General features: G+C 70.0%; 25 protein-coding genes and 2 pseudogenes. 10 read left to right on the top strand and 17 right to left on the bottom strand.

What is annotated here, in order from left to right; genetic code table 11:
- Positions 1 to 85: 85 nt before the first annotated feature.
- Positions 86 to 340 (bottom strand): hypothetical protein, encoded by a 255-nt coding sequence (locus OG407_RS40075; RefSeq protein ID WP_405864984.1) that lies wholly within the window; start codon positions 338 to 340, stop codon positions 86 to 88.
- A gap of 5 nt (positions 341 to 345) precedes the next feature.
- Positions 346 to 1,887, bottom strand: a complete 1,542-nt coding sequence (locus tag OG407_RS40080) for a protein kinase domain-containing protein (protein ID WP_405864986.1) — start codon at positions 1,885 to 1,887, stop codon at positions 346 to 348.
- Positions 1,888 to 2,065: 178 nt separating this feature from the next.
- Between OG407_RS40080 and OG407_RS40085 the strand changes: the two genes are divergently transcribed.
- A complete protein-coding gene (locus OG407_RS40085) occupies positions 2,066 to 3,211 on the top strand; it encodes an FHA domain-containing protein (RefSeq protein WP_405864988.1) in 1,146 nt (381 codons plus the stop codon).
- A 71-nt stretch (positions 3,212 to 3,282) separates the two neighbouring features.
- Here OG407_RS40085 and OG407_RS40090 read toward each other — a convergent pair whose 3' ends face one another.
- Positions 3,283 to 5,142, bottom strand: a complete 1,860-nt coding sequence (locus tag OG407_RS40090; protein ID WP_405864990.1) for a M1 family aminopeptidase — start codon at positions 5,140 to 5,142, stop codon at positions 3,283 to 3,285.
- A 292-nt stretch (positions 5,143 to 5,434) separates the two neighbouring features.
- Here OG407_RS40090 and OG407_RS40095 point away from each other — a divergent pair, with 292 nt between their 5' ends.
- The 3 genes from OG407_RS40095 to ppk2 are packed head-to-tail and all read left to right on the top strand — an operon-like array spanning position 5,435 to position 7,791.
- On the top strand, positions 5,435 to 6,589 hold the full coding sequence (locus tag OG407_RS40095; protein ID WP_405864992.1) for an anion permease: 1,155 nt from the start codon (positions 5,435 to 5,437) through the stop codon (positions 6,587 to 6,589).
- A 17-nt stretch (positions 6,590 to 6,606) separates the two neighbouring features.
- The gene (locus tag OG407_RS40100; RefSeq protein WP_403602748.1) at positions 6,607 to 6,840 is read left to right on the top strand and encodes a hypothetical protein; all 234 of its coding nucleotides are present in this window, start codon (positions 6,607 to 6,609) and stop codon (positions 6,838 to 6,840) included.
- 60 nt (positions 6,841 to 6,900) lie between these two features.
- Positions 6,901 to 7,791 carry a polyphosphate kinase 2 gene (gene ppk2, locus OG407_RS40105; protein ID WP_405864995.1) on the top strand — a complete coding sequence of 297 codons (891 nt, stop codon included), beginning with the start codon at positions 6,901 to 6,903 and terminating at the stop codon, positions 7,789 to 7,791.
- A gap of 30 nt (positions 7,792 to 7,821) precedes the next feature.
- Here ppk2 and OG407_RS40110 read toward each other — a convergent pair whose 3' ends face one another.
- Together OG407_RS40110 and OG407_RS40115 are read right to left on the bottom strand one after the other, a co-directional pair.
- Positions 7,822 to 8,208 carry a luciferase family protein gene (locus OG407_RS40110; protein ID WP_366493755.1) on the bottom strand — a complete coding sequence of 129 codons (387 nt, stop codon included), beginning with the start codon at positions 8,206 to 8,208 and terminating at the stop codon, positions 7,822 to 7,824.
- A gap of 112 nt (positions 8,209 to 8,320) precedes the next feature.
- Positions 8,321 to 9,622, bottom strand: a complete 1,302-nt coding sequence (locus tag OG407_RS40115; protein ID WP_405864998.1) for an aminotransferase class I/II-fold pyridoxal phosphate-dependent enzyme — start codon at positions 9,620 to 9,622, stop codon at positions 8,321 to 8,323.
- A gap of 177 nt (positions 9,623 to 9,799) precedes the next feature.
- On the opposite strand from OG407_RS40115, the gene OG407_RS40120 reads away from it, so the two are divergent.
- The gene (locus OG407_RS40120) at positions 9,800 to 11,266 is read left to right on the top strand and encodes an AlkA N-terminal domain-containing protein (RefSeq protein WP_405865000.1); all 1,467 of its coding nucleotides are present in this window, start codon (positions 9,800 to 9,802) and stop codon (positions 11,264 to 11,266) included.
- 28 nt (positions 11,267 to 11,294) lie between these two features.
- Positions 11,295 to 11,780, top strand: a complete 486-nt coding sequence (locus tag OG407_RS40125; protein WP_405865002.1) for a methylated-DNA--[protein]-cysteine S-methyltransferase — start codon at positions 11,295 to 11,297, stop codon at positions 11,778 to 11,780.
- Positions 11,781 to 11,811: 31 nt separating this feature from the next.
- On the opposite strand, the pseudogene OG407_RS40130 reads toward OG407_RS40125, so the two are convergent.
- Positions 11,812 to 12,025, bottom strand: a pseudogene (locus tag OG407_RS40130) (response regulator transcription factor); the annotation flags it as partial.
- On the opposite strand from OG407_RS40130, the pseudogene OG407_RS40135 reads away from it, so the two are divergent.
- Positions 11,985 to 12,197, top strand: a pseudogene (locus OG407_RS40135) (class I SAM-dependent methyltransferase); the annotation flags it as partial. The pseudogenes OG407_RS40130 and OG407_RS40135 overlap by 41 nt on opposite strands.
- Positions 12,198 to 12,234: 37 nt before the next feature.
- Here the strand turns inward: OG407_RS40135 and OG407_RS40140 are convergent.
- Positions 12,235 to 12,960, bottom strand: a complete 726-nt coding sequence (locus OG407_RS40140; RefSeq protein ID WP_405865004.1) for an SIR2 family NAD-dependent protein deacylase — start codon at positions 12,958 to 12,960, stop codon at positions 12,235 to 12,237.
- 78 nt (positions 12,961 to 13,038) lie between these two features.
- On the opposite strand from OG407_RS40140, the gene OG407_RS40145 reads away from it, so the two are divergent.
- Positions 13,039 to 13,239: a DUF2191 domain-containing protein gene (locus OG407_RS40145; protein WP_366493747.1), complete on the top strand. Its 201-nt coding sequence runs from the start codon at positions 13,039 to 13,041 to the stop codon at positions 13,237 to 13,239.
- A gap of 363 nt (positions 13,240 to 13,602) precedes the next feature.
- On the opposite strand, the gene OG407_RS40150 is transcribed toward OG407_RS40145, so the two are convergent.
- The 3 genes from OG407_RS40150 to OG407_RS40160 are packed head-to-tail and all read right to left on the bottom strand — an operon-like array spanning position 13,603 to position 14,925.
- The gene (locus OG407_RS40150; RefSeq protein ID WP_405865006.1) at positions 13,603 to 14,100 is read right to left on the bottom strand and encodes an NUDIX domain-containing protein; all 498 of its coding nucleotides are present in this window, start codon (positions 14,098 to 14,100) and stop codon (positions 13,603 to 13,605) included.
- On the bottom strand, positions 14,097 to 14,393 hold the full coding sequence (locus OG407_RS40155; protein ID WP_405865008.1) for a hypothetical protein: 297 nt from the start codon (positions 14,391 to 14,393) through the stop codon (positions 14,097 to 14,099). Before OG407_RS40155 ends, OG407_RS40150 begins: the two co-directional genes overlap by 4 nt.
- On the bottom strand, positions 14,371 to 14,925 hold the full coding sequence (locus OG407_RS40160; RefSeq protein WP_405865010.1) for a TetR/AcrR family transcriptional regulator: 555 nt from the start codon (positions 14,923 to 14,925) through the stop codon (positions 14,371 to 14,373). Before OG407_RS40160 ends, OG407_RS40155 begins: the two co-directional genes overlap by 23 nt.
- A gap of 134 nt (positions 14,926 to 15,059) precedes the next feature.
- Between OG407_RS40160 and OG407_RS40165 the strand changes: the two genes are divergently transcribed.
- A complete protein-coding gene (locus OG407_RS40165; RefSeq protein ID WP_405865012.1) occupies positions 15,060 to 16,079 on the top strand; it encodes an NAD-dependent epimerase/dehydratase family protein in 1,020 nt (339 codons plus the stop codon).
- Here the strand turns inward: OG407_RS40165 and OG407_RS40170 are convergent.
- Positions 16,076 to 17,152 carry an ADP-ribosylglycohydrolase family protein gene (locus tag OG407_RS40170; protein ID WP_405865014.1) on the bottom strand — a complete coding sequence of 359 codons (1,077 nt, stop codon included), beginning with the start codon at positions 17,150 to 17,152 and terminating at the stop codon, positions 16,076 to 16,078. The genes OG407_RS40165 and OG407_RS40170 overlap by 4 nt on opposite strands.
- 198 nt (positions 17,153 to 17,350) lie before the next feature.
- Between OG407_RS40170 and OG407_RS40175 the strand changes: the two genes are divergently transcribed.
- On the top strand, positions 17,351 to 18,469 hold the full coding sequence (locus tag OG407_RS40175; protein WP_405868853.1) for a glycerate kinase: 1,119 nt from the start codon (positions 17,351 to 17,353) through the stop codon (positions 18,467 to 18,469).
- Positions 18,470 to 18,541: 72 nt separating this feature from the next.
- On the opposite strand, the gene pssA is transcribed toward OG407_RS40175, so the two are convergent.
- The 6 genes from pssA to OG407_RS40205 form a co-directional block, all read right to left on the bottom strand.
- The gene (gene pssA / locus OG407_RS40180; RefSeq protein ID WP_019062931.1) at positions 18,542 to 19,363 is read right to left on the bottom strand and encodes a CDP-diacylglycerol--serine O-phosphatidyltransferase; all 822 of its coding nucleotides are present in this window, start codon (positions 19,361 to 19,363) and stop codon (positions 18,542 to 18,544) included.
- Positions 19,364 to 19,385: 22 nt separating this feature from the next.
- Positions 19,386 to 20,042 carry a phosphatidylserine decarboxylase gene (locus tag OG407_RS40185; protein WP_200688558.1) on the bottom strand — a complete coding sequence of 219 codons (657 nt, stop codon included), beginning with the start codon at positions 20,040 to 20,042 and terminating at the stop codon, positions 19,386 to 19,388.
- 170 nt (positions 20,043 to 20,212) lie between these two features.
- Entirely contained in the window at positions 20,213 to 21,418 is a 1,206-nt protein-coding gene (locus OG407_RS40190; protein WP_405865016.1) for an acyl-CoA dehydrogenase family protein, read from the bottom strand.
- A 2-nt stretch (positions 21,419 to 21,420) separates the two neighbouring features.
- A complete protein-coding gene (locus OG407_RS40195; RefSeq protein ID WP_033279386.1) occupies positions 21,421 to 21,933 on the bottom strand; it encodes a MaoC family dehydratase in 513 nt (170 codons plus the stop codon).
- Between the two features lie 5 nt (positions 21,934 to 21,938).
- On the bottom strand, positions 21,939 to 22,910 hold the full coding sequence (locus OG407_RS40200; RefSeq protein WP_033279385.1) for a CoA ester lyase: 972 nt from the start codon (positions 22,908 to 22,910) through the stop codon (positions 21,939 to 21,941).
- The gene (locus tag OG407_RS40205; RefSeq protein WP_405865018.1) at positions 22,907 to 24,955 is read right to left on the bottom strand and encodes a protein meaA; all 2,049 of its coding nucleotides are present in this window, start codon (positions 24,953 to 24,955) and stop codon (positions 22,907 to 22,909) included. The genes OG407_RS40200 and OG407_RS40205 overlap by 4 nt, the downstream gene beginning before the upstream one ends.
- Positions 24,956 to 24,958 lie beyond the last annotated feature (3 nt).

Below are 24,958 nucleotides of genomic sequence, written 5' to 3' on the forward strand. Positions count from 1 at the left end.
AAGGGTAATCGAGCGGAAGGTGCCGCCCGCGAGCCCGATGAGCCGCTGCCCGAAGCGACGGTGAGGCCGTCTCCCGGCCCGACGGTCAGGCTGTCTTCCAGAGGGTCAGCTCGGTGACGTAGTCGCGGGCCTCGATGCCGGACGCGTCCTTCTGGACGACGACATCCTTGATCTTGAGCATCGCCAGGTTCTTCTCGTCGGTGACGGTGCACAGCAGCGTGCCCTTGGTCAGCTCCTTGCCCTGGTCGGCATCGGCGAGTTGGGAGGGCAGCGCGTTCGCCGCCGCGCCCTCGGCGCACTGCTCGGGGGTGGGACCCGCGCTCTTTCCCGTGGTCGTCACGAGGTTCAGCGTGTGGGCGGTGCCCCACTCCGCGTACTGCAGCTCGGCTCCGGTCGTCGAGCTGGAGGCGTGGTGTCGATCCGCGGCGAGTCCAGGTCGACGTTGGTGTACGAGCTGCGGCCCGTCGTGAACTGGGCGCGCAGGGTGAGCGGCTTGTCCTTGAAGACCGCGGTGTAGCCGCCGGCCGTCGAACTCGTCGAGGGGGACGCGGTGGTGCCGGTGGGCGCCGACGAGGCTGACTGCCCGGTGCCGCCCTTCGCGCCGGTGTCCTTGTCGTCGTCACGGGTGAGGACCCAGACCGCCGCCGCTACGACCACCACGGCCAGCGCGGCGGCGCCGACCGCCAGCGGGGTCCGGCTGCGGGCCGGTGCCGTGGCGGAGGGCGGTGCCCCGGGCGGGAACGAGGGGGCAGGGCCGGAGGCAGGCTGCGGCGGGCGCGTCGAGGCGTGCTGCGTCGGCTGGTCGGACCCCGGTGTGTGGGTGGGCGTATATCCGCCGGGCGACGGGGAGTTGGGCGGCACGGCACCGCGGGACCCGCTGCCGGGCGGCACGGTCGTCGCACCCGCCGCTCCTGCGGAGTCGCCCGAACCCGCGGCCGGGTCGGCCTCGGCAGGGGCACCCGCGAGTTCCCCTCCACGCTCCAATGCCGCCTGCTCGCGCGCGAGTTGCTCCTGTCGAGCGATGTCCGCCGCGACGGGCACCGGCAGCCAGCCGGTGAAGTCCCGCAACGGCCGCTCGGCCAACTCCTCGCACAGGGAGGCCAGTTCGGAGGGCGAGGGGCGGGCGGCCGGGTCGGCGGCCAGCGTGCGTTCCAGGACCGCGCGCAGCGGCTCGGGGTACGACGTCAGGTCCGGCGGGCGGAACTCGGTGTTGGCGATCTTCGTGGCCAGCGTGATCGCCCCGGCGTCCCCGTACGGATGGCGGCCGGTCGCGGCCACGGCGGCGATCAGGCCGAGGGAGAAGATGTCGGCGGCCGGGGTCTGCTCCTGGCCGTTCGCGTGCTCCGGCGACATGAACTGCGGGGTGCCGATCAGCCCGCCGCTGCGCGTGAGTTGGGTGGCGTCGGCGGCCCGCGCGATGCCGAAGTCGATGATCCAGGGGCCGTCGGAACCGATGAGGATGTTGCTCGGCTTCAGGTCCCGGTGGATCACACCGGCCTTGTGCACCGCGTGCAGGGCTTCCGCCGCGCAGCCCGTCAGCTGGAGCACCGTGGGCAGCGGGAGCGGCCCGTGCAGGGCGAGGACCCGGTCCAGGGCGAGGCCGGGGACGTAGACGGTGGCGAGCCAGGGCTGTGGGCCGGTGGTGTCGTGGTCGACGACCGGGACGATGTGGTATCCCTGCACCCGGCGGGCGGAGGTCGCCTCCTGCTCGAAGCGGCGGCGGAACTCCTCGTCCTGGGCGTACTCCCGGCGGATCACCTTCAGGGCGACCGGCTGGTTGCCGCGCGTGCGCGAGAGGTAGACGGACCCCATGCCGCCCTCGCCGATCCGGGCGAGCAGCCGGTAACCTGCCACGTCCCGCGGGTCGTCGGGGCCCAGAGGTCCCAAGTGGCCACCGTTTTCAGCACTGTTCAAGATGTACAGTCCCCCCTCGCCAGGCGAGTGATCGTACCGGCGCAAGCCGGTCATCGGGAAGTATCCGAGGAGGTCGGGGAAAAGGGGAAAAGCGGCGAAGGTCCGGGAGAATCACGGCAGTTGACAGGTCCTGTCGGACTGGGAGGCGTGTGTGGAACAGCATCTGGTCCCCTCGGCGGAGGGCGCCGACTACCTGGTGGAACTCTCCAACGTCGTACGCCAGACCTCCATCGGCCCCCGGGGACCGCGCTCGCTGCACCGACTGGCGCTCGTTCTGCGGGCGTTGACGGATCTCACCGGGGATCCGGACGTCTCCGTCTACCTGGTCGCCGACACCAGTCTGCTGGGCGGGCACCGGGAGTTCGGCGATCCGGCCGAGGTGCGCAGGCTGCGCCGTTGGGTCGCGGACGGGCTGGTCGAGGAGGTCGACGACGCCGACGAACGCATTCTGGACCTGGCCCGGATGACCGGTACCCGGGTCGTCACCGGCGACCAGTACGTCGACCATCGCGTCGAACACCCGTGGATCCAGGGGAACACCTGGCAGTTCCTCAGACCGGAACCCCGCCCCGACGGCTCGGTCGCCGTCGTCCCCATGGACATGGGCGTGCGCACGGAGGCCGAGATCTCCTACCGCATGGAACTCGCGGCCCTCAAGAAGCAGGGCCTGCTCGGCCCGGCCCGCACCCCGCTGACCGAGGTCATCATGCGCAACTGGCGCTGCCCGGAACCCCGTTGCACGCTCTACGACGTCCACCGGGGCGACCGTGTCCTGCTGCCCCGGATGCGGCGCGGGGTCCCCACCTGCGAGTTGCACGGCAGCCCGCTGACCGACGAGGGGCGAAGGCCCGCCGCAGCGCAGCTCAAGATGGTCATCGACCGTACCTGCGTGGCCCGTTACACCCTCGACGAGGGTTCCGAGGTACATGTCGGACGGCTGCCGGGACCGGCGAGCATCGCCCTGCACAGTCTGCTCTCGCCGGAGATCGCCGCGCAGGTCAGCCGTCGGCATGTGGCGGTCTCCGCGCGGGGCGGGACGGTCCTGGTCCGTGACGTCAGCACGTACGGGACACGGATGCGCAGGGCCGGCCACAGGGGCGTGCCCGGACCGTGGGAGAAGCTGCCGCCGGAGAGCGACCGGTCGTTCCGCCCCGGTGACGAGGTCGAACTCGCCCCCGGTGTCGTCCTCACCCGCAGCGGCCGACGCTTCCCCGCCGAGCTCGCCGACGCCTGGCGCACGGAGGCCGGCGGGATCGCCGTACCGCCGACCGCGGCGGCACCCACGCGACGGGTCTGATCACAAGGGGAGTTGGCGGTGCGATCCCCGACCGCACCGCCAACTCCCCATCCGTCAGCCGACGATGTCCGTCAGCCGACGATGCGGTGCGTCGTCCAGAAGGACGTCAGGTCCGTGGTCGTCGCGGCCTGGGCGGCCGCCTTGAACTCGGCCGTGGTCGAGACGCCGTACCAGTGCGAAGTCGCGTAGTCCTTCAGGAGTTTGGCCATCACGGTGTCGCCGAGGGTGCGGCGCAGGTCGTGCAGGGCGCACTTGCCGTAGCCGTAGACGACGGTGGAGTAGCGGGACGAGTGGGCGTCCCAGTAGGCCATCGAGTTGGTGATGTTCTCCGCCGAGGAGGCCCAGGAGACGCTGTTCCAGCAGTTGGTGCCGGTCAGGCCCTGGGCGAGGTCGGTGGCGTAGTCGGTGAACGCCTCGTCCAGCCAGGGGCTGTTGTACTCGTCGTCGCCGACGATGCCGTAGAACCACTGGTGGCCGATCTCATGGGTGAGGGCCGTGGTGCTGACGAGGTCGAGCACGAAGCCGGGGTACTCCATGCCGCCGAACCAGAAGTTGTTGTCGATGACGGCGTCCAACTCGCCGTACGGGTAGGCGCCGAAGCGTCCCGCGTGGGCGTCAACTGCGGACTTGGCGGTGGTCAGCATCGACTGGGCGTTGGACGAGCTGATGCCCGAGACCGAGTAGATGTTGATCGGGGTGCCCGCCGTCGACGTACCCGAGATCTTGCTGAACGGGCCCGCCGCCCACGCGAAGTCGCGGACCTTGGACGCGGTGGCCGTGGTCACCGTACGGCCGCTGGTGCCGGGGGTGTCGACCGAGGTGCCCGTGGCCGGGACCAGGAGAGTGGTCGGATGGTCCAGGGTGACCTTGAAGTCGGCGGCCAGGGAGTAGAAGGACTCGCCGTTGTTCGTGTACGGGTCCAGGTGCCAGCCCGAGCCGTCCTTGACCGCGAGGACCGGCAGCGCGTTGCCGATCATGCTGAACGCGCCGTCGTAGCCGAACCGGTCCGCGCCGCTCGGGACGGTGATCCCCAAGTCGAAGCCGATCGTGGTCGATTGACCCTGCGCGAGCGGGGTCGGGAGCGCGATCTGGAGGGCCGTGCAGGCGACCGAGAGGGCGCCCGCGGTGCCGCCGGTGACGTTGGTGACGGTGATCGGCGGCGCGGAGCAGGTGCCGTGGTAGTTGTCCCACAGCCGCAGGTACACCTCGGTGAGCGGGGTGGCCGAGGCGTTGGTGAAGGTCGTGCTCTCGTGACCGGTCCAGACCGTGCCGGCGGTGTTGCTGCTCAGACTCACGGTGTACGCCGGTGCGGCCGGCGTGCGCGTCGAGTCGGCGGGCGGGGCGGTGCCGCCCGAGGTGTTCAGCGCGATGTCGTCCAGGACGAAGCTCGTCTGCAGGCTGGAGTCCTCGGTGCCGCTGAAGGCGAGGCTCACGGTCTGGCCGGCGAACGACGACACGTCGAACGACTTCTGGACGTAGCCGGTGGCCTTGTTCAGGTTCGAGTACGTCGCGAGCGTCGTGCTGCCGATCTTCGCCGTGAGCTTGTCGTACGCGGTGGACGAGGTCGTCTCGGCGGTGTCGATGTGCAGCCAGAAGGTGAGCGTGGCGCTGCTGCACCCGGACGGGATCGTGACGCTCTGGCTCAGGCTGTCGGTGTGCGTGCCGCCGGTGCCGTCCAGCCAGGCGAAGCTGGAGCCGCCGTGGGCGGACTGGCCGGTACGGCTGGTGATGACGGTCGTCGAGGACGGGGTCCAGGACGAGGTGCCGCTCTCGAAGTCGCCGCCCGCGACCACCTGCGCCGGGGTGCAGGCGGCGGCGAGCGGGGCGGACGCCGGCGCGGCGGCGGCCGGGGTTACGGGGAGCGAAAGCGCGGCCACCGCGGCGACGGCGAAGACGCCGGCGGCGAGAGCCTTGTGGGGGGTCGATCTCACACGGAACTCCTTCTACGGCGGCCGGGATTCCGGCCTGCTCGGTGGCCGCCCGGCCGGACTGGGTGTTCCGGTGGGCAGCCGTGGGAACGCGCGTAGTGCTTGCGTGATCGCGGGGGAAGCTTCGCAGATTTGACCGGGCCATGCCATAAGGAGCGGGAAGTGTGTGCGTGCGGTGGAGGAAGGGGTGAGTGAGGGGCGGAGAGGGGCGTGTGCACGTGGGCGTTGCACGGGCCATGCCTCGATTTGGCCTCCGGTTGGCCGAATGTACGCCTTCGGTTGCTTCCATCGAACGATGGACCACATCACGTTCCTCGTGGCGGTCGTCATCGTCACGGCCTTGGCCTTCGACTTCACCAACGGATTCCACGACACCGCCAACGCGATGGCGACGTCCATCGCCACCGGGGCGCTGAAGCCCAAAACGGCGGTTCTGATCAGCGGTGCCCTCAACCTCGTCGGCGCCTTCCTGTCCACGGAAGTCGCCAAGACGATCTCCGGCGGCATCGTCGACGACACCCTGGTCTCTCCAGGGATGATCTTCGCGGGGCTCGTCGGGGCGATCCTCTGGAATCTCCTGACCTGGTTGCTGGGACTGCCGTCCAGTTCGTCGCACGCCCTGTTCGGTGGCCTGATCGGCGCCGTGTGGGTCGGCGCGGGCGCCAACGGCGTCCACTTCGACAAGGTCGTGGAGAAGATCCTCATCCCCGCGGTGGCCTCCCCGCTCGTGGCCGGAATCGCCGCGCTCCTCGCCACCTACCTCGCCTACAAGATCACCGCCCGGGCCCGCAAGGACTCGGTCACCAAGGGCTTCCGGCTCGGCCAGATCGCCTCGGCCTCCCTGGTCTCCCTCGCGCACGGCACGAACGACGCCCAGAAGACGATGGGCGTCATCACCCTGACCCTGATCTCGGTCGGCGCGCTCGGTCACGACGCCGGTCCGCCGGTGTGGGTCATCACCTCGGCGGGACTCGCCATCGGCCTGGGCACCTACATCGGCGGCTGGCGCATCATCCGCACGATGGGCAAGGGCCTCACCGACATCCAGTCCCCGCAGGGCTTCGCGGCCGAGGCCGCTTCCACGACCGTCATCCTCACCTCCGCCCACCTGGGCTTCGCGCTGTCCACCACGCAGGTCTGCTCCGGCGGCATTCTCGGCGCGGGACTGGGCAGGCGCCTGGCCGAGGTGCGCTGGGGCACCGCGGGCCGCATGGTCATCGGCTGGCTGGTCACCCTGCCGGCCGCCGCGCTGGTCGGCGGTCTGTCCGCGAGCGTCGTCAAGCACGGCGGCAACCTCGGTACGGCCCTGATCGCCCTGATCGCCGCCGCCGTGGCCGCGTTCATCGTGATCGCCTCGCGTCGCAACCCCGTGCGCGCGGACAACGTGAACGAGACCCACGAGGTCACCATCCGCAGCGAGGCGTCCTCGGACGTCCGTACGGCCGCCTGAGCCAAGGGAGTTGAGCGATGAGTCTGGACTGGAACGCCCTCGGCGAGGTCGCCGCGGTGAGCATCGGAGTCACCGTCGGCGTGGTCGTCGTCTTCGCGCTGGGCATCCTGGGCCTCGCCCAGGTGGAGGCCGCCCGCGAACAGGACGGCGGCACGCACGCCCTCGGTCTGACACAGGCGGGGTTGTGCTTTCTCGCGTGTGCGGCTGTCGTGGCATACGGCATCTATCTGATCGTGCCGCAGTTCCACTGAGTACGGCGGATCACCACCGATCACCTCTGAGCCACTGAACCCCCTTGAGAGGAGGCCGGGATGACCGAACTGCTGAGTGGGCTGCGGGTCGACTACACCGACGCCGACGACCCGGTGCTGGTGCGGCCCGACGGCAGCACGGTGGACACCTGGCGGGAGAACTACCCGTACGAACACCGCATGGAGCGCAAGGAGTACGACTGGCACAAGCGGCTCCAGCAGATAGAACTGCTGAAGCTGCAACGCTGGGTCAAGGAGACCGGGCGCCGGCTCGTCATCGTCTGCGAGGGACGCGACGCGGCCGGCAAGGGCGGCACGATCAAGCGGTTCACCGAGCACCTGAACCCGCGTGGCGCCCGCGTGGTGGCGCTGGAGAAGCCGAGCGAGCGCGAGAGCGGTCAGTGGTACTTCCAGCGGTACGTCCAGCATCTGCCGACCGCGGGCGAGATCGTGCTGTTCGACCGGTCCTGGTACAACCGGGCGGGCGTGGAGCGCGTGATGGGGTTCTGCACGGACGACGAGTACCGCCGTTTCATGCGCCAGGCCCCGCTGTTCGAGCGGATGCTGGCGGACGACGGCATCGACCTGATCAAGTTCTGGTTCTCCGTCTCACAGGGTGAACAGCGCACCCGTTTCACCATCCGCCAAGTGGATCCCGTACGGCAGTGGAAGCTCAGCGCGATGGACCTGGAGTCCCTGGACCGCTGGGACGACTACACGGCCGCGAAGGTCGCCATGTTCCGGGAGACCGACACGGAGCACGCGCCCTGGACCGTGGTGAAGAGCAACGACAAGAAGCGGGCCCGGGTCGAGGCCATGCGCAGCGTGCTGGCCCGCTTCGACTACGCCGACAAGGACGAGGAGGTCGTCGGGAGCCCCGATCCGCGCATCGTCGGAGCGGCGGCGAACCTGCTGGAGGAGGGCGAGGACGACACGGCGGCGGTGTTCTAGGGACCGGGCCCCTTCGGGCTGTGGCTGGTCCTAGTCGCCGTCTCGTGGCACGAGTGTCACCCGGTGGAAGTTGCAGCCGGTCATGGGCGGGCTCCCGGCAGGGGGCCCGCCCGCGTGTGCCTTGAGGGCGACGCTGACCAGGCTGAGCAGCAGGTCGACGTCCGTCTCGCAGTCCAGGTGGACCGTCACCCAGCGGGAGCCCGGGATGATCCGGATCGCCGTCGACTCGCTGAGATCGTGGTGGAACCGGAGGATGGCCCCGACGGTGAGATGCAGGTCCACATCGTGGTCGGAGTGGAAATGCACGATCTCGCTGTGGGCGGACCGCAGCGCCCGCCCCGTGCCACAACTGGCCGGGACCGCGCTGAGGTCGCGCCAGCCTTCCAGTCGCTGCATGGCTCGCTCGGCCAGGGTCATGTCCCCATCGTGGACTGTGCACCGCCTCGCAACCAGAGGTTGAGCGATTCGTAACCGGGGCGTGAGGTACCGCACACCTGCGGAACATCAGGTGTGCGGTGCGCGAACCGGGTCAACTCCCCTCGGACACAGGCTTTTCGCAGCCCTTTTCGTAGCCCACCAGCCGTACGCAGGTGGCCACCCCCTCGATGATCTCCTCGATCTCGGAGAGGTCCGGGAAGGAGGGGGCGATACGGATCGTCCGGTCCCTCGGGTCGTCGCGGTACGGGTGCGTGGCGCCCGCCGGAGTCAGGGCGAGACCGGCGTCCGCCGCGCGCCGCACCACCTCGCGGGCACAGCCGTCGGGCACGTCGAGGGTGATGAAGTAGCCGCCCCGGGGCGTGGACCAGGATGCGAGACCGGTGTCGCCCAGCCGCTCGGCGAGGATGCGCAGCACGGTGTCGAACTTCGGCCGCAGCAGCTCACGGTGCTTGCGCATATGGGCACGCACCCCGTCGGCATCGCGCAGGAACATCGCGTGCCGCAGCTGGTTGACCTTGTCCGGGCCGATGGACCGCTTGGCGCTGTAGCCGCGCAGCCAGGCCACGTTGGCGGGCGACGAGCCGAAGAACGCCACGCCCGCACCGCCCAGCGTGATCTTCGAGGTGGACCCGAAGACGAAGACCCGGTCGGGATGCCCGCTCGCGGCACAGGCGCCCAGCATGTCGGCGATCTCCACCTCCTCGTCGGTGAGGTGGTGCACGGCGTAGGCGTTGTCCCAGAAGACCCGGAAGTCGGGCGCCGCGGTCGGCATGGCGGCGAGCCGTCGTACGGTCTCGTCGCTGTAGCAGGTCCCGTCCGGATTGCTGTACTTGGGCACGCACCAGATGCCCTTCACCGCGGGGTCCTCGGCGACCAGCCGCTCCACCACGTCCATGTCGGGACCCTCGGCGGTCATCGGCACGGGGATCATCTCGATGCCGAACCGCTCGCACAGCGCGAAGTGCCGGTCGTAGCCGGGGACCGGACACAGGAACGCGACCCGCTCCTCGTCCGCCCAGCGGCGCGCGGCGCCGGGAAGCGTGCCGAGCAGCGCGTGCACCAGGCAGTCGTGCATCAGCTCCAGACTGGAGTTCCCTACGGCGAGCAGCTGATCGGCCGGTACCTGGAGGAACCCGGAGAAGATCTCCCGGAGCTCCAACAGCCCGTCCGCGCCACCGTAGTTGCGGCAGTCCGTGCCGTCGGCGGAGGTGTAGCGGTCGCCGGGCAGCGAGAGCAGTTCGGCGGACAGGTCGAGCTGGCGGGCGGAGGGCTTGCCGCGGGTCAGGTCGAGCTTGAGCCCCTTCGCGAGAAGGGCTTCGTAGTCGCTCCGGGCCGCGTCGAGCAGGGCCGGGAGGGAGTCTGCGGTGTGCGCAGACGGGGGAGGAGGCGTCACGGGAGCCGACGCTACAAAGCCGGAGGTCACACCACAAACGCATAACCCGCCCGCACCCATGACGCCCTGCACCGGATGTACGGTGATCCGTGCCTGACCAGGCCACACAAGGTTGATGTCGGATTCCCGCCAGCCCCGGTCCGCCCCGTATCGGATGCTGGACGTATGCAGAACGGGATGCACACCGACACGGAGCGCTGTGTGCGCGCGGTCCAGTCCAAGGACGCGCGCTTCGACGGCTGGTTCTTCACGGCCGTCCTGACCACCCGCATCTACTGCCGGCCCAGCTGCCCGGTCGTCCCGCCCAAGCCGGAGAACATGACGTTCTACCCGAGCGCGGCGGCCTGCCAGCAGGCCGGTTTCCGGGCCTGCAAGCGCTGCCGCCCGGACACCAGCCCCGGCTCCCCGGAGTGGAACCAGCGGGCCGACCTGGTGGCCCGCGCCATGCGCCTGATCGCCGACGGAACCGTGGACCGCGAGGGCGTCCCCGGCCTCGCCGCCCGCCTCGGCTACAGCACCCGGCAGATCGAACGCCAGCTCCTCGCCGAACTCGGCGCCGGCCCCTTGGCCCTGGCCCGCGCCCAACGCGCCCAGACGGCGAGGCTGTTGATCGAGACGACCGCCCTCCCGATGGCGGAGATCGCCTTCGCCGCCGGCTTCTCCTCGATCCGCACCTTCAACGACACCGTGCGCGACGTCTTCGCCCTCTCCCCGAGCGAGCTGCGCAACAGGCGCCCGAAGACAACCGTGTTGACCCCCGGTACCCTCACCCTCCGCCTGCCGTTCCGCGCGCCCCTCAACCCCGACAACCTCTTCGGCCACCTGGCGGCCACCGCCGTACCGGGCGTGGAGGAGTGGCGCGCCGGCGCGTACCGCCGGACCCTCCGCCTCCCGTACGGCCACGGCATCGCGTCCCTGACTCCCAAGTCCGACCACATCGCCTGCCGCCTCACGCTCAGCGACCTGCGTGACCTACCCGTGGCCATCAGCCGTTGCCGCCGCATGCTCGACCTGGACGCCGATCCGGTCGCGGTGGACGACCAGTTGAGGACCGACCCGGTGTTGGCACCGCTGGTGGACAAGGCGCCGGGCCGCCGTGTCCCGCGCACGGTCGACGAGGCGGAGTTCGCCGTACGGGCCGTCCTCGGCCAGCAGGTCTCCACGGCGGCGGCCCGCACCCACGCGGCCCGCCTGGTCACCGCGCACGGCGAACCGGTCGACGACCCCGAGGGCGGCCTGACCCACCTCTTCCCGTCCCCCGAGGCCTTGGCCGCGGTGGACCCGGAATCACTGGCGATGCCCCGCACCCGCCGCACGACGTTCACCACGCTGGTGGGCCAACTGGCGGACGGTACCCTCCACTTGGGAGTCGAGAGCGACTGGACGGAGACCCGCGCCCACCTCCTCTCCCTCCCCGGCTTCGGCCCCTGGACGGCCGATGTCATCGCCATGCGCGCCCTCGGCGACCCCGACGCCTTCCTCCCCACCGACCTCGGAATCCGGCGCGCGGCACAGGAGTTGGGCCTCCCGTCGACCCCGGCCGCCCTCGCCGCACGCGCGGCGGCCTGGCGACCGTGGCGGGCGTACGCGGTCCAGTACCTGTGGGCGACGGACAACCACCCGATCAACTTCCTGCCGGTATAAGGGCATTCGGACAAGGAAAGCCAAGGTAATGAAGCACCACACGGTGATCGACAGCCCCTACGGCCCGCTGACCCTCGTCGCGGACGACGACGGCACCCTCTGCGGCCTCTACATGGTCGACCAACGCCACCGCCCCCCGGAGGAGAACTTCGGCACCCCCGACGACACCCCCTTCGCCGAGGCGACAGCCGAACTACAGGCGTACTTCGCGGGCGAGTTGAAGGAGTTCACCCTCCAACTACGCCTGCACGGAACCCCGTTCCAGCAAACGGTCTGGGACCAGCTCCGCCGCATCCCCTACGGTGAGACCCGCTCCTACGGCGACCTCGCCGACGCCCTCGGCAACCCGGGCGCCTCCCGCGCGGTGGGCCTCGCCAACGGCAAGAACCCCGTCGGGATCATCGTCCCCTGCCATCGGGTCGTAGGCGCGAACGGCAGTCTCACGGGGTACGGCGGCGGCCTGGACCGCAAGCAGCGGCTGCTGGACTTCGAGAGCGGGGCGGCGCTCTTCTAGTGCCTTGGGCGATTCCGGTGCGGGCGGGGTGTCATGGCAGTAGCCGTCGTTCCTGGGCGACGGCTGCTGCCCCGGACCGCGTCTCCACCCCCAACTTGCCGTAGATCCGCCCGAGATGGGTCTTCACCGTCGCCTCGCTGATGAACAGGGCCCGGGCGATCTCCCGGTTACCCCAGGCCGCGGGCCGGCCGGCCGAGGATCTCGCGCCCCGAGCACCGCATGCTGGAGATCGGCTGCGGAAACCTGCGCGGCGGCTGGCGCTTCATCCGTCACCTCGACCCCGGGCGCTACTACGGCATCGACATCTCGCCCGACATCCTGGCGGCGGCGCAGGGCACGGTCGTGGACATGGGCCACCAGAAACAGCTCCCCACCCTCACCCCCGTACACGACCTGAAAGCCCGCTTCATGGAGGACTGGGAACAACTCCCGCACGGCCAGTCGAAGCTCCGCGTCACCCGCTGAGCCCGTGGAGCAGCCGGGGCAGCGCCGTCCCGATCGGCTCCCGTACGACCTCGTCGGCGAGTTCGTCGTACGGCGTCGCCTCGGCGTTGACGATGACGAGCTGGGCCCCGTGATCGGCGGCGACACCGGCGAGCCCGGCGGCGGGCTGGACCTGCAAACTGCTCCCGACGGCGATGAACACCTGGCAGGCCTTGGTGATGGCGACGGCCTCGCCGAGGACGACGGGGTCGAGCCGCTCCCCGAAGTAGACGGTCGCGGACTTCAGGATCCCGCCGCACTCCAGGCAGCCGGGATCGTCCTCCCCGGCCTCCACCCGGGCGATGGCGTCCTGCATCGGCCCGCGCACCTGGCACCCCGTGCACACGAACTCCCGCGCGCTGCCGTGCAGTTCGATCACCTTGCGGGCGGGCAGCCCGGCGAGCTGATGCAGCCCGTCGATGTTCTGCGTGATGACCCGCACGGGTACACCGGACTTCTCCAGTTCCACGACGGCCCGGTGCGCTGCGTTGGGCTCGGCCCGCAACGTCCGGTTCTCACGCCGCATCTGCCAGGACCGGCGCCGGATCTCCGGGTCACCCATGTAGTACTCGTAGGTGACGAGCTTCTCGGCCTCGGGGTCCTTCCGCCACAGGCCGTTGGGGCCGCGGTAGTCGGGGATTCCGGAGTCCGTTGAGATACCCGCCCCACTGAGAAGGGCGACGAGAGGCTTGCTCATGGTGCCGAGGGTAGGTCGGTGGGGGTGGGGGCTGCGAGTGGATATCGCGGGCTCGGAGCCGGGTGCTACCGTCCGCGCATGGCCAAGGTGACCGTCTCGCTCGACGCGGCTCTCGTCGTGGAAGTCATGGTGCTGGCGGGCGTGGGCAACCCGCAGGACGCCGTCGAACTCGTCGTCCGCGACTACATCGAGCGCGGCCACCGCACGGAGGCCAGGGTGGAGGCCCGCGACGACGCGCTGCGCGAGGTGGATGCGAAACCCCGGGAAGTCGAGGGCTGAGCCCTGGGGGCGGGTCGGCCCATGCGGGCCAACTTGACTGACTACCACCTGCGTTGGTGACCTCGCCTGCGTTCGTCCTCCCGCTTGGCGTCCGCACCGTGTCCAACTGCTCAGTCTTCCGCCCGGTGTGAGCCGACGTGCCCTCGGGCGACCGATGCCGCCAACTTGCCCGGCGGCCACCGGCGTTGTCCACCGTGTCCGCCCCTCCGGGGCACCTCCGCCCGGCGTGAGCCGCGGTGTCCAGTCGCCCGGCCTTCCGCCCGGGCGTCAGTCACTCGCCCAGCCTCATCCGGCGAGCCGTGCCGCGCCCGCCCCCGGTTTTCCGCCCGGCGTCAGCCGGCCTGCCCCCGGCGCTCGCTCCCGTCAGCCGACCCGCCGCCCGTTCTCCAACTCCGCAGTCCCCGCACCCTCCTCCAGCACATCCAGGCCGACCAGAACTCGCAGCCCCAACGACCCCGGCAGGTACTCCGTGACTTCCTCGCGCGGGACGAGCCGCCATGACAACAGCTCCTCCTCCTGGAGTTGGATCGACTTGAGGTCGTTCGCGGAGAGGACTCCACCGTCGTACAGGTAGGCCACCAGCGGCGGGTAGTCCGGGCCGTGGTAGACCCAGTCGACGGCGAGCAGTTGGCCGAGTTCGACGTCGAGGCCGATCTCCTCCAAGGTCTCGCGGCGCGCGCCCTGGCGGGGTGTCTCGCCGTCGTCGGACTCGATCGTGCCGCCCGGAAGGGCCCAGCCCTCACGGTAGTTGGGCTCGACGAGGAGGACCTGGCCCTCGGTGTCACGGAAGAGGGCGGCGGCCCCGGCGAGGATGCGGGGGAGACCCGCGAGGTACGTGGCGAAGTCTTGCGTAGTGGTCATCCAGGAAGGGTAACCAGCCCGCGCGGCCGTCTCTCCGGCTCGCTGCCCGGCACCGGGAAGTGACACACCGGGCTCGACCAGGGCGCCTCCCGCACCGCGAGCCGTACGACCGACACCTCGATGTCACCCGCGAGGGGGTGGTGGCAACGGCGCGGCGAGGACCGGAACTCCACCACCTCGTGTGCCTCCCACAGGCGTGCGAAGTGCGGGCCGGCGGTGACCGGTTCGCAGATCTGCGCTTCCTGCCCTGGGCATTCGACGACACGGCCCCTACGGAGTCGCCCGCAGCCCATCCACAATGAGGTCCAGAATCCGCCCCGCCCGCGCCTCTCCGCCCCGCGCCGGATCGAGCCGCCACAGCACGCTCAGCTGAAGCAGCACGTCCTCCGGATCGAGCCCGGACTTGAGCGACCCGTCGGCCGCTCCCGCCTTCAGGAGGACGGCGATCGCGGCCACGAAGGGCGCGAAGTACTCGTCGTCGGCGCCTCCGTCCGTTGCCGCGTGGATGACCTCGGCGACGCCGTACTTGAGCCTCCCGTAGTGGGCGACCTCGTCAAACCAGAGGCGTAGGGCCACGAGCGGGGGATGGTCCGCGAGAAGCACCGGTGCGCGGTCGATCAGGTGCTGTATGTCGTGGCGGTACAGCTCCAGGATCAGCGCCTCCCGGGTGGGGAAGTGGCGGTACAGCGTCCCGATGCCGACACCCGCCTCCTTGGCGATCGCCGTCAGGGACGCGCTGCTCGACGCGGCGATCGCCTCGCGGGCGACGGTCAGGATGCGTTCCCGGTTGTCGAGGGCGTCGCGGCGGGTCGGTTTCGGGTTCACGGGTCTGGGGCGTCCGTCCGGTGTCGGATTGCTAAGCGGAGGGTCCTCCGGTACGTTGGTGGATGTACCGGAGGACCCTCCGTTTCGTTCTCCATTCTGGCACATCCCCACCCGGCACCGCAGGGAGCACCGTCATGCCCGAACTCGTCCTCGTCACCGGAGGCAGCGGCTACATCGCAGGCTGGTGCGTCGCCGAACTGCTCCGCCGCGGCTACGACGTCCGTACGACCGTCCGCGCCCCGGGCAGGGAACGCGCGGTCACCGACGCCGTCGCGACCGTCGTCGACCCCGCCGGCCGGCTGAGCTTCGCCGTCGCCGACCTCACCGCCGACGAGGGCTGGGACGCCGCGCTCAAGGGCGTCGACTTCGTCCTGCACGTCGCCTCCCCGCTCGGCGCCGCCTCGGACGACCCCGACGCGCTGATCGCGGCGGCCCGCGGTGGCGCCCTGCGCGTTCTGCGCGCGGCCACCGAGGCGGGCGTACGACGCGTGGTGATGACCTCGGCCGCGAACGCCGCGAGCCCCTCGTCGTACGCCTCTGAAGGCGTCACGGACGAGTCGCTTTGGACCGATCCAGACGACCCCACCCTGATCCCGTACCGCCGCTCCAAGACCCTCGCGGAGCGGGCCGCCTGGGACTTCATGGCTGACTACGACGGTCCGACCGAGCTGACCACCGTGCTCCCCGGCGCCGTCTTTGGACCGGTCCTCACCACCGCGAACATGGGCTCCGTCGGCATCATCGCGCGCATGGTGAGCGGCAAGATGCCCGGCGTGCCCCGCATCGGCCTCGAAGTCGTGGACGTCCGCGACCTGGTCGACGTCCACATCCGGGCGATGGAATCACCGCGGGCCGCCGGTCAACGCTTCCTGGCCACCGGGGAGTTCGTGTGGATGGAGGACATCGCCCGCACCCTGCGCGACGGCCTCGGCGAGCACGGCCGAACCGTCTCCACGCGCCGCCTCCCGGACTTCGCCGTCCGCCTCGCCGCCCGCTTCCGGGACCCGTCCCTGCGCGAGATCACCCCCGCGCTCGGCCGCCGCAACCGCCACAGCACGGAGAAGGCCCGCCGCGTCCTCGGCTGGGAACCCCGCCCCGCCCGCGAGGCCGTCCTCGACTGCGCCCGGAGCCTCATCGCGCAGGGCGCCGTCTAGGCGTCGGTGGCCTCCGCCAACTGCACGGTCCGCGCGGCCAGTTCACTGATCCGCACGCCGTCGAAGCCGAACACCGCACTGCGCACGGTGTCCTCCAACGGGTCCTTCCACTGGTCCGGGATCGCGTCCGCGCCGGTCAGCACCCCGGCGACCGAACCGGCCGTCGCGCCGTTCGAGTCGGTGTCCAGGCCGCCGCGCACGGTCAGCGTGATGGTGCGGGTGAAGTCGCCGTCGCCGTACAGGAGTCCGGCGGTGAGGACGGCCGCGTTCGGGATCGTGTGGATCCAGCCGAGCCCGGCGGTCTCCTCGGACAGTGTGGTGAGCGTGTCCTCCCAGGTCATCCGGGTCTCGTGCAGCGTGAGCACCCGGCGCACGGTCCGCGCGAGACGGCAGCCCGGCGGGATCACGGTCAGCGCGGTGTCCAGCGCGTGCCGCACGGTCGGCGCGGTGAACGCCGCCGAGACGAGGGCGGCGGCCCACATCGCGCCGTAGACACCGTTCCCGGAGTGGGACAACACCGCGTCCCTGCGCGCGAGTTGGGACGCGCGACGCGGGTCGCCCGGGCTGGTCCAGCCGTAGATGTCGGCACGGATGAGGGCGCCGATCCACTCCTGGTACGGGTTCTCGTGCGTCGCCGTCAGCGGTGGCTTGAGGCCGTTGGCGAGGTTGCGGTAGGCGGCGCGCTCGGCGGTGAAGGTCTGCAGGTACGGCAGTCTCCGGAGCCACAGTTCGCCGACCTGCTCGGTGCTGAAGCCGAAGCCGTGGGTCTCCAGGAGGTCGAGGCCGAGGATCGCGTAGTCGACGTCGTCGTCACGGCAGCTGCCGTGGATCCGGCCGCGCACGCACCGCTGCCACTCGGGGCGCAGCTCGAAGCCGTCGTGCTCGCTCGGCGGCTCGGGGAGGTAGTCGGTCAGCGGCAGGGCGGCGGCCTGCCGGAGGTAGCGGTCGATGCGGTCGCGCGTCCACAGGTCGCCCTGCTCGACCGGCTTGCCGAGCATGTTGCCCGCGATCCGGCCCAGCCAGCCCCCGAGGACGCGGTCCGCGAGCGCCGGTTCAGTGCCTACAGGGGTCATACCTCCGGTGTACCCGATTCCGGGCCGGGCAGCGGCACAGGGTCTGCTCAGCCCGGTCCCAGCGTTCGGTCGGGGCATGACGGCGGGGGCGTCCGCCGGTTAAGGTCGCAGCGGCGCGACTGGCCCCTGAACGCGCGGGGGCCCGTAGAGCAAGGGGATCGCAAGGTGGCGAACGCTGCACAGAGGGGCACCCACAGGGTGCTCATCGCCGCGGACAAGTTCAAGGGGTCGCTGACGGCCGTGCAGGTCGCCGAGCGGGTGACGGCCGGGCTGCGCCGGGTCGTACCCGATCTGGACGTGACGGCGATGCCGGTCGCCGACGGCGGCGACGGCACGGTGGACGCGGCCGTCGCGGCGGGCTTCGAGCGACGGGAGATACGGGTCGCCGGACCCCTCGGCGACGAGGTCACCGCGGCCTTCGCGGTACGCGGCGACACGGCCGTCGTGGAGATGGCCGAGGCGAGCGGGCTGCAACGCCTGCCCAAGGGCGTCTTCGCCCCGCTGACCTCCTCGACGTACGGCTCCGGCGAACTGCTGCGGGCCGCGCTCGACGCGGGCGCCCGCACGATCGTGTTCGGCGTCGGCGGCAGCGCCACAACGGACGGCGGCGCGGGCATGCTCTCCGCGCTCGGCGCCCGCTTCCTGGACGCGGAGGGCGAACCGGTGCCCCCGGGCGGCGGCGCCCTGACCGACCTCGCCTCGGCCGACCTCACCGGCCTCGACCCACGCCTCACCTCCGTCGACCTGATCCTCGCGAGCGACGTCGACAACCCCCTCACCGGCCCCAAGGGCGCCCCCGCGGTCTACGGCCCCCAGAAGGGCGCCGCCCCCGACGACGTGGACGCCCTCGACGCCGCCCTCGGCCACTACGCCAAGGTCCTGGAGGAGGCGATCGGCGCCAAGGCCGCCGAGTACGCCGCCGCACCCGGAGCAGGCGCCGCCGGCGGCATCGGCTACGGCGCCCTCCTCCTCGGCGCCCGCTTCCGCCCCGGCATCGACGTCATGCTCGACGTCCTCGGCTTCGCCGCCGCCCTGGAAGGCGCCACCCTCGTCATCACCGGCGAGGGCTCCCTCGACGAACAGACCCTCCACGGCAAGGCCCCGGCAGGCGTCGCCGCGGCGGCCCGCGCCGAGGGCAAGGAGGTCGTCGCCGTCTGCGGCCGCCTCGCCCTCCCACCGCAGTCCCTGGGCCACGCCGGCATCCGCCGGGCGTACCCGCTCACGGCCCTGGAACCGGACGTCGTGAAGTGCATCGCGGAGGCGGGTCCGATCCTGGAGCGGGTGGCGGAGAACATCGCGCGGGACTTCCTGGTCTGAGGCTCACCCCGAGGAACGGTGAAGGGCCCCGAACCGTAAGACGGTTCGGGGCCCTTCGTCAGCTCTGAAGAACTACGGCAGCTGTGCCGCCCGGGCCTCGCGGCGGTTGCCGCGGAAGTTGTTCACGCGGCGGGCCGTCGCGAACAGCGGGATCACCGCGCCCATGACCAGCTGGAGCGCGCAGCCCGTCTGGAGGAGCAGTTGGCCGCCCGGGGCGTCGAACGCCCAGGATGCCAGCAGGCCCATCGACAGGACGATCCAGGCGAGCATCGCGACCGCGAGGCGACCGCGCGGCTTCGGGTACTCGACCCGGCTCACCATCAGCCAGGCGGTGCCCAGGATCGCGAGCAGCGTTGCCACGAAGGGCAGTTCCAGCAGCACGATCGAGACCACCGTCAACGCACCGAACGGGGAGGGCATGCCCTGGAACATGCCGTTCGGCGGTGTCACGCACGAGAAGCGGGCCAGTCTCAGCACCACCGCCAGCAGCACGACGATCGCTCCGACCGCGGCCACTCTCTGGTGCGCGTCGTCGGCGACCATGCCGTAGACGAGGACGAAGTACGCCGGCGCGAGGCCGAAGCTGATCAGGTCCGACAGGTTGTCCAGCTCCGCGCCCATGGGGGAGGAGCGCAGCTTGCGGGCAACGAGGCCGTCGAAGAGGTCGAAGACCGCCGCGCACAGCATCAGGATGACCGCGGTGGCCGCGCTGTGGCGGGCCATGCCGGTCGACTCGTCGTTGCCCGTCAGGTGCGGGATCAGGATGCCGGTGGTGGTGAAGTACACCGCCATGAAGCCGCAGGTGGCGTTGCCGAGGGTGAGGGTGTCCGCTATTGAGAGGCGGAGAGAAAGAGGCATCTCCTCCTCGTCGTCCACCTCATCGGCCTCGGGCACCCAGCCCGCCTGTGTCTCCGGATCAACCACGGTCAATGCGAGTCACCCCAGCCACGGTCTTCTGGCCGACCTCCACGTCCACCTCGACACCCTCGGGGAGGTAGATGTCGACGCGTGAACCGAAGCGGATCAGTCCGATGCGCTCGCCCTGCTCGACCTTCGTGCCCTGCGGAACGTAGGGGACGATGCGGCGGGCGACGGCGCCGGCGATCTGGATCATCTCGATGTCACCGAGCTCGGTGTCGAAGTGCCAGACGACCCGCTCGTTGTTCTCGCTCTCCTTGTTGAACGCGGGAACGAAACCGCCCGGGATGTGCTCGACCGACGTCACCGTGCCGGAGAGCGGCGCGCGGTTGACGTGGACGTTCAGCGGGCTCATGAAGATGGCGACGCGGGTGCGACCGTCCTTCCACGGCATGATGCTCTGCACCACACCGTCGGCGGGAGAGATGACCCGGCCCTGGGTGATCTCGCGCTCGGGGTCGCGGAAGAACCACAGCATGCCCGCCGCGAGCGCGGTGGCGGGTACGGCCACGACCTTGGCGGCGCCGGACTTGCGCGCACGTACCAGGCTGAGGGCTGCGGTGGCGACGGTCGGCAGGAGCCACGGCGATGCTCCGCGCGCGAGGCGTACGCCTGCCAGGCTGTCGCGTGGTGCAGAGGTTTGGCTGTGGGGCATGGATGACCTTCGTAGCGGATGATGCCGCGCAGTAAACGGGGGACGGCGGCTTTCCCGGGATCGTACCGGTCGCGGGCCACAACTGGGCAAGCCAGGAAGCCGAGTCGGCGGCTGAGGAGCGTTGACGGGGTGTGATCTTCTTCTCGAAGAAAACACCCCGAAACGGACAATCAGCCCTGGAATCGATACTCTTCGAGCAACCTGCGCCCGATGATCATTTTCTGGATTTCGGCGGTACCTTCGCCGATCAACAGCATCGGCGCCTCGCGGTAGAGGCGTTCGATCTCGTACTCCTTGGAGAAGCCGTACCCGCCGTGGATCCGGAAGGCGTCTTCGACGACCTCCTTGCAGTACTCGGAGGCGAGGTACTTCGCCATCCCTGCCTCAAGGTCGTTTCGTTCCCCGGAGTCCTTTTTGCGTGCCGCATTGACCATCATCGCATGGGCGGCCTCGACCTTGGTAGCCATCTCCGCGAGCTTGAACTGGATCGCCTGGTGCTGGGCGATGGGCTTCCCGAAGGTGTGACGCTGCTGCGCGTACGAGACGCCCAGTTCGAAGGCACGCTGAGCGACGCCGCAGCCACGCGCCGCCACATTGACGCGGCCCACCTCGACTCCGTCCATCATTTGGTAAAAACCTCGGCCGGTCCCGCCGCCGAGGACCCGATCGGCCGGAATCCGCAGGCCGTCCATGATCAACTCGGTGGTGTCGACGCCCTTGTAGCCCATCTTGTCGATCTTCCCCGGGATGGTGAGACCGGGCCGGACCTCTCCGAAACCGGGCTCCTTCTCGATCAGGAAGGTCGTCATCGACTTGTGGGGCGCGGTGCCCTCCGGGTGTCCTTCGTCACTTCGCACGAGGACGGCGACGAGTGACGACGTACCGCCGTTCGTCAGCCACATCTTCTGGCCGGTCAGGACGTACTCGTCACCGTCCTTCACCGCCTTCGACGTGATCGCCGAGACGTCGGAGCCCAACGCCGGTTCCGACATGGAGAACGCGCCCCGGATGTCGCCGGCCGCCATGCGCGGCAGGAAGTGGTCCTTCTGCTCCTGCGTGCCGTGCTGCTTGAGCATGTAGGCCACGATGAAGTGGGTGTTGATGATCCCGGACACCGACATCCACCCGCGCGCGATCTCCTCCACGCACAGGGCGTACGTCAACAGGGACTCGCCCAGGCCGCCGTACTCCTCCGGGATCATCAGGCCGAACAGGCCCAACTCCTTGAGCCCGTCGACGATCTGCTGCGGATACTCGTCGCGGTGCTCCAGCTCGGTGGCGACCGGGAGGATCTCCTTGTCCACGAAGTCGCGGACGGTGGACAGGATTTCCCGCTGGATGTCGGTGAGACCGGCGGTCTGGGCGAGTCGCGCCATGGCTACTTCTCCTGCTCCTTGAGCTGGGGGCGGCCGGGCTGCTCGCCGCCGCGCTCCTTGATGTACGTCTCGGTCGGCACCATCACCTTGCGGCGGAACACGCAGACCAGCGTGCCGTCCTGCTTGTAGCCCTTGGTCTCGACGTAGACGATCCCGCGGTCGTTCTTCGACCTGGAGGGCGTCTTGTCGAGGACCGTCGTCTCGCCGTAGATCGTGTCCCCGTGGAAGGTCGGCGCCACGTGCTTGAGCGACTCGACCTCCAGGTTGGCGATCGCCTTGCCCGACACGTCCGGCACCGACATGCCCAGGAGCAGCGAGTAGATGTAGTTGCCGACCACCACGTTCTTGCCGAAGTCCGTCGTGTTCTCGGCGTAGTTGGCGTCCATGTGGAGCGGGTGGTGGTTCATCGTCAGGAGACAGAAGAGGTGGTCGTCGTACTCCGTGACCGTCTTCCCGGGCCAGTGCTTGTAGACCGCGCCGACCTCGAACTCCTCGTAGGTGCGTCCGAACTGCATGGTGCTCAGGCCTCCGGGGCTTCGAACTTGGACGTGCGCTCCATACCGGCGGCCCGGCCCTTGCCCGAGATGACGAGCGCCATCTTGCGGCTGGCCTCGTCGATCATCTCGTCGCCGAGCATCGCGGAGCCCTTCTTGCCGCCGGCCTCGGACGTGTAGTAGTCGTACGCGTCCAGGATCAACTCGGCGTGGTCGAAGTCCTCTTGGGACGGCGAGAAGATCTCGTTGGACGCCTCGACCTGGCCGGGGTGCAGCACCCACTTGCCGTCGAAGCCGAGCGCGGCGGCACGCTGGGCGACCGCGCGGTAGCCGTCGAGGTTGCGGATCTGGAGGTAAGGACCGTCGATCGCCTGGAGGTTGTTGGCGCGGGCGGCCATCAGGATCTTCATCAGGATGTAGTGGTAGGCGTCCGCCGGGTAGCCGGGCGGCTGCTCGCCCACGACGAGGGACTTCATGTTGATCGACGCCATGAAGTCGGCGGGACCGAAGATGATCGTCTCGACGCGCTGCGAGGCCGTCGCGATCTCGTTGACGTTGTTGAGTCCCTGCGCGTTCTCGATCTGCGCCTCGATGCCGATCTTGCCGACCTCGAAGCCCATCGTCTTCTCGATCTGCGTGAGCAACAGGTCGAGCGCCACGACCTGTTGGGCGTCCTGCACCTTCGGCAGCATGATGCAGTCGAGGTTCTGCCCGGCGCCCTCGACGACCGTGACGACATCGCGGTACGTCCACTCGGTCGTCCAGTCGTTGACGCGCACGACCCGCGTCTTGCCCGTCCAGTCGCCCTCGTTGAGGAACTTGACGATGGTGTGCCGCGCCTCGGGCTTGGCGAGCGGCGCGCACGCGTCCTCCAGGTCCAGGAAGACCTGGTCGGCCGGGAGGCCCTGCGCCTTCTCCAGGAAGCGCGGGTTGCTCCCGGGGACCGCGAGACAGGAGCGCCGCGGGCGAAGCCGGTTGACGGGGGCGGGCGTGGTCATGCGGGGACCTCCAGAGGGTCGAGCTTGTTCGCTTTCCGGATCTCGTCGACGATACGGCCGATGATTCCCGTGATGTCGAAGTCCTTCGGGGTGAAGACCGCGGCCACTCCCGCGGCCCTGAGCAACTCCGCGTCGGCGTTCGGGATGATCCCGCCCGCGATCACCGGGATGTCGGCCGCGCCGGCCTCGCGCAGCCGGTCCAGCACGTCCGGCACCAACTGGGCGTGCGAGCCGGACAGGATGGACAGGCCGACCGCGTGCACGTCCTCGGCGAGGGCCGCGTCCACGATCTGCTCCGGGGTCAGCCGGATGCCCTGGTAGACCACCTCGAAGCCGGCGTCACGCGCGCGTACGGCGATCTGCTCGGCGCCGTTGGAGTGCCCGTCCAGGCCCGGCTTGCCGACCAGGAAGCGCAGCTTCCCGGCGCCCATCTCGCGGGCCGTCACATCCACCTTGCGGCGCACCTCGGCCATCGCCGAGCCCTCCTCGGCGGGCACCGCCACCGGCGCCGACGAGACGCCCGTGGGCGCCCGGAACTCGCCGAACACCTCGCGCAGGGCCCCGGCCCACTCGCCGGTCGTGACACCGGCGCGGGCGCACTCCAGGGTGGCCTCCATGAGGTTGTCGGTGCCCTTGGCGGCCTCCTTCAGCCGCTCCAGCGCCTTGCACGGGCGCGGGTGGTTGAACGGCGGCTGGTAGCGCGTGTCCCGCCAGCGCTGCAACGACTCGATGACACGCGCCTCGACGGCCGGGTCGACCGTCTGGATCGCCGTGTCGAGGTCGGCGGTGAGCGGATTGGGCTCGGTCGTGTTGAAGATGTTGACGCCGACGATCTTCTCTCGACCGGACTCGATACGGGCCCGCCGCTCGGCGTGCGAGGACACGAGCTGCGACTTCAGGTAGCCCGACTCGACGGCGGCCATCGCGCCGCCCATCTCCTCGATGCGGTCCATCTCGGCGAGGGACTCCTCGACCAGGGAGGCCACCTTCGCCTCGATGACGTGCGAGCCCTCGAAGATGTCCGCGTACTCCAACAGGTCGCTCTCGTGCGCCAGCACCTGCTGGATGCGCAGCGACCACTGCTGGTCCCAGGGCCGGGGGAGCCCCAACGCCTCGTTCCACGCCGGGAGTTGCACGGCACGCGCGCGTGCGTCCTTCGACAGCGTCACGGCCAGCATCTCCAGCACGATCCGCTGGACGTTGTTCTCCGGCTGCGCCTCCGTCAGGCCCAGGGAGTTGACCTGGACGCCGTAGCGGAAGCGGCGCTGCTTCGGGTTCTCGATGCCGTAGCGCTCGCGGGTGACCTCGTCCCAGATGCGGCCGAAGGCGCGCATCTTGCACATCTCCTCGATGAAGCGGACGCCCGCGTTCACGAAGAAGGAGATGCGGGCGACGACATCGCCCCTGCGGTCCTCCGGGATCTGGCCGGACGCGAACACCGCGTCCAGGACGGCGATCGCGGTGGACATGGCGTACGCGATCTCCTGGACCGGGGTGGCCCCGGCCTCCTGGAGGTGGTAGCTGCAGATGTTGATCGGGTTCCACTTGGGGATGTGGTTGACCGTGTAGCAGATCATGTCGGTCGTCAGCCGGAGCGAGGGAACCGGCGGGAACACGTGCGTGCCCCGCGACAGGTACTCCTTGACGATGTCGTTCTGGGTCGTCCCCTGGAGCAGGGTGATGTCGACGCCCTGCTCCTCCGCGACGACCTGATAGAGCGCCAGCATCCACATGGCGGTGGCGTTGATCGTCATCGAGGTGTTCATCTGGTCCAGGGGGATGTCCTGGAACAGCCGGCGCATGTCACCGACGTGGGCCACCGGCACGCCGACCCGGCCGACCTCACCGCGGGCGAGGATGTGGTCGGAGTCGTAGCCGGTCTGCGTCGGCAGGTCGAACGCGACCGACAGACCGGTCTGGCCCTTGGCGAGGTTGCGCCGGTACAGCTCGTTGGACGCCTCGGCCGTGGAGTGACCGGCGTACGTGCGCATGAGCCACGGCCGGTCCTTCTCCCGTCGCCCGTCGATGGTCTGACGCTCAGTCATCTC

Origin of the sequence: Streptomyces sp. NBC_01515 (assembly GCF_045040345.1) — a bacterium.
Lineage (GTDB): Bacteria > Actinomycetota > Actinomycetes > Streptomycetales > Streptomycetaceae > Streptomyces.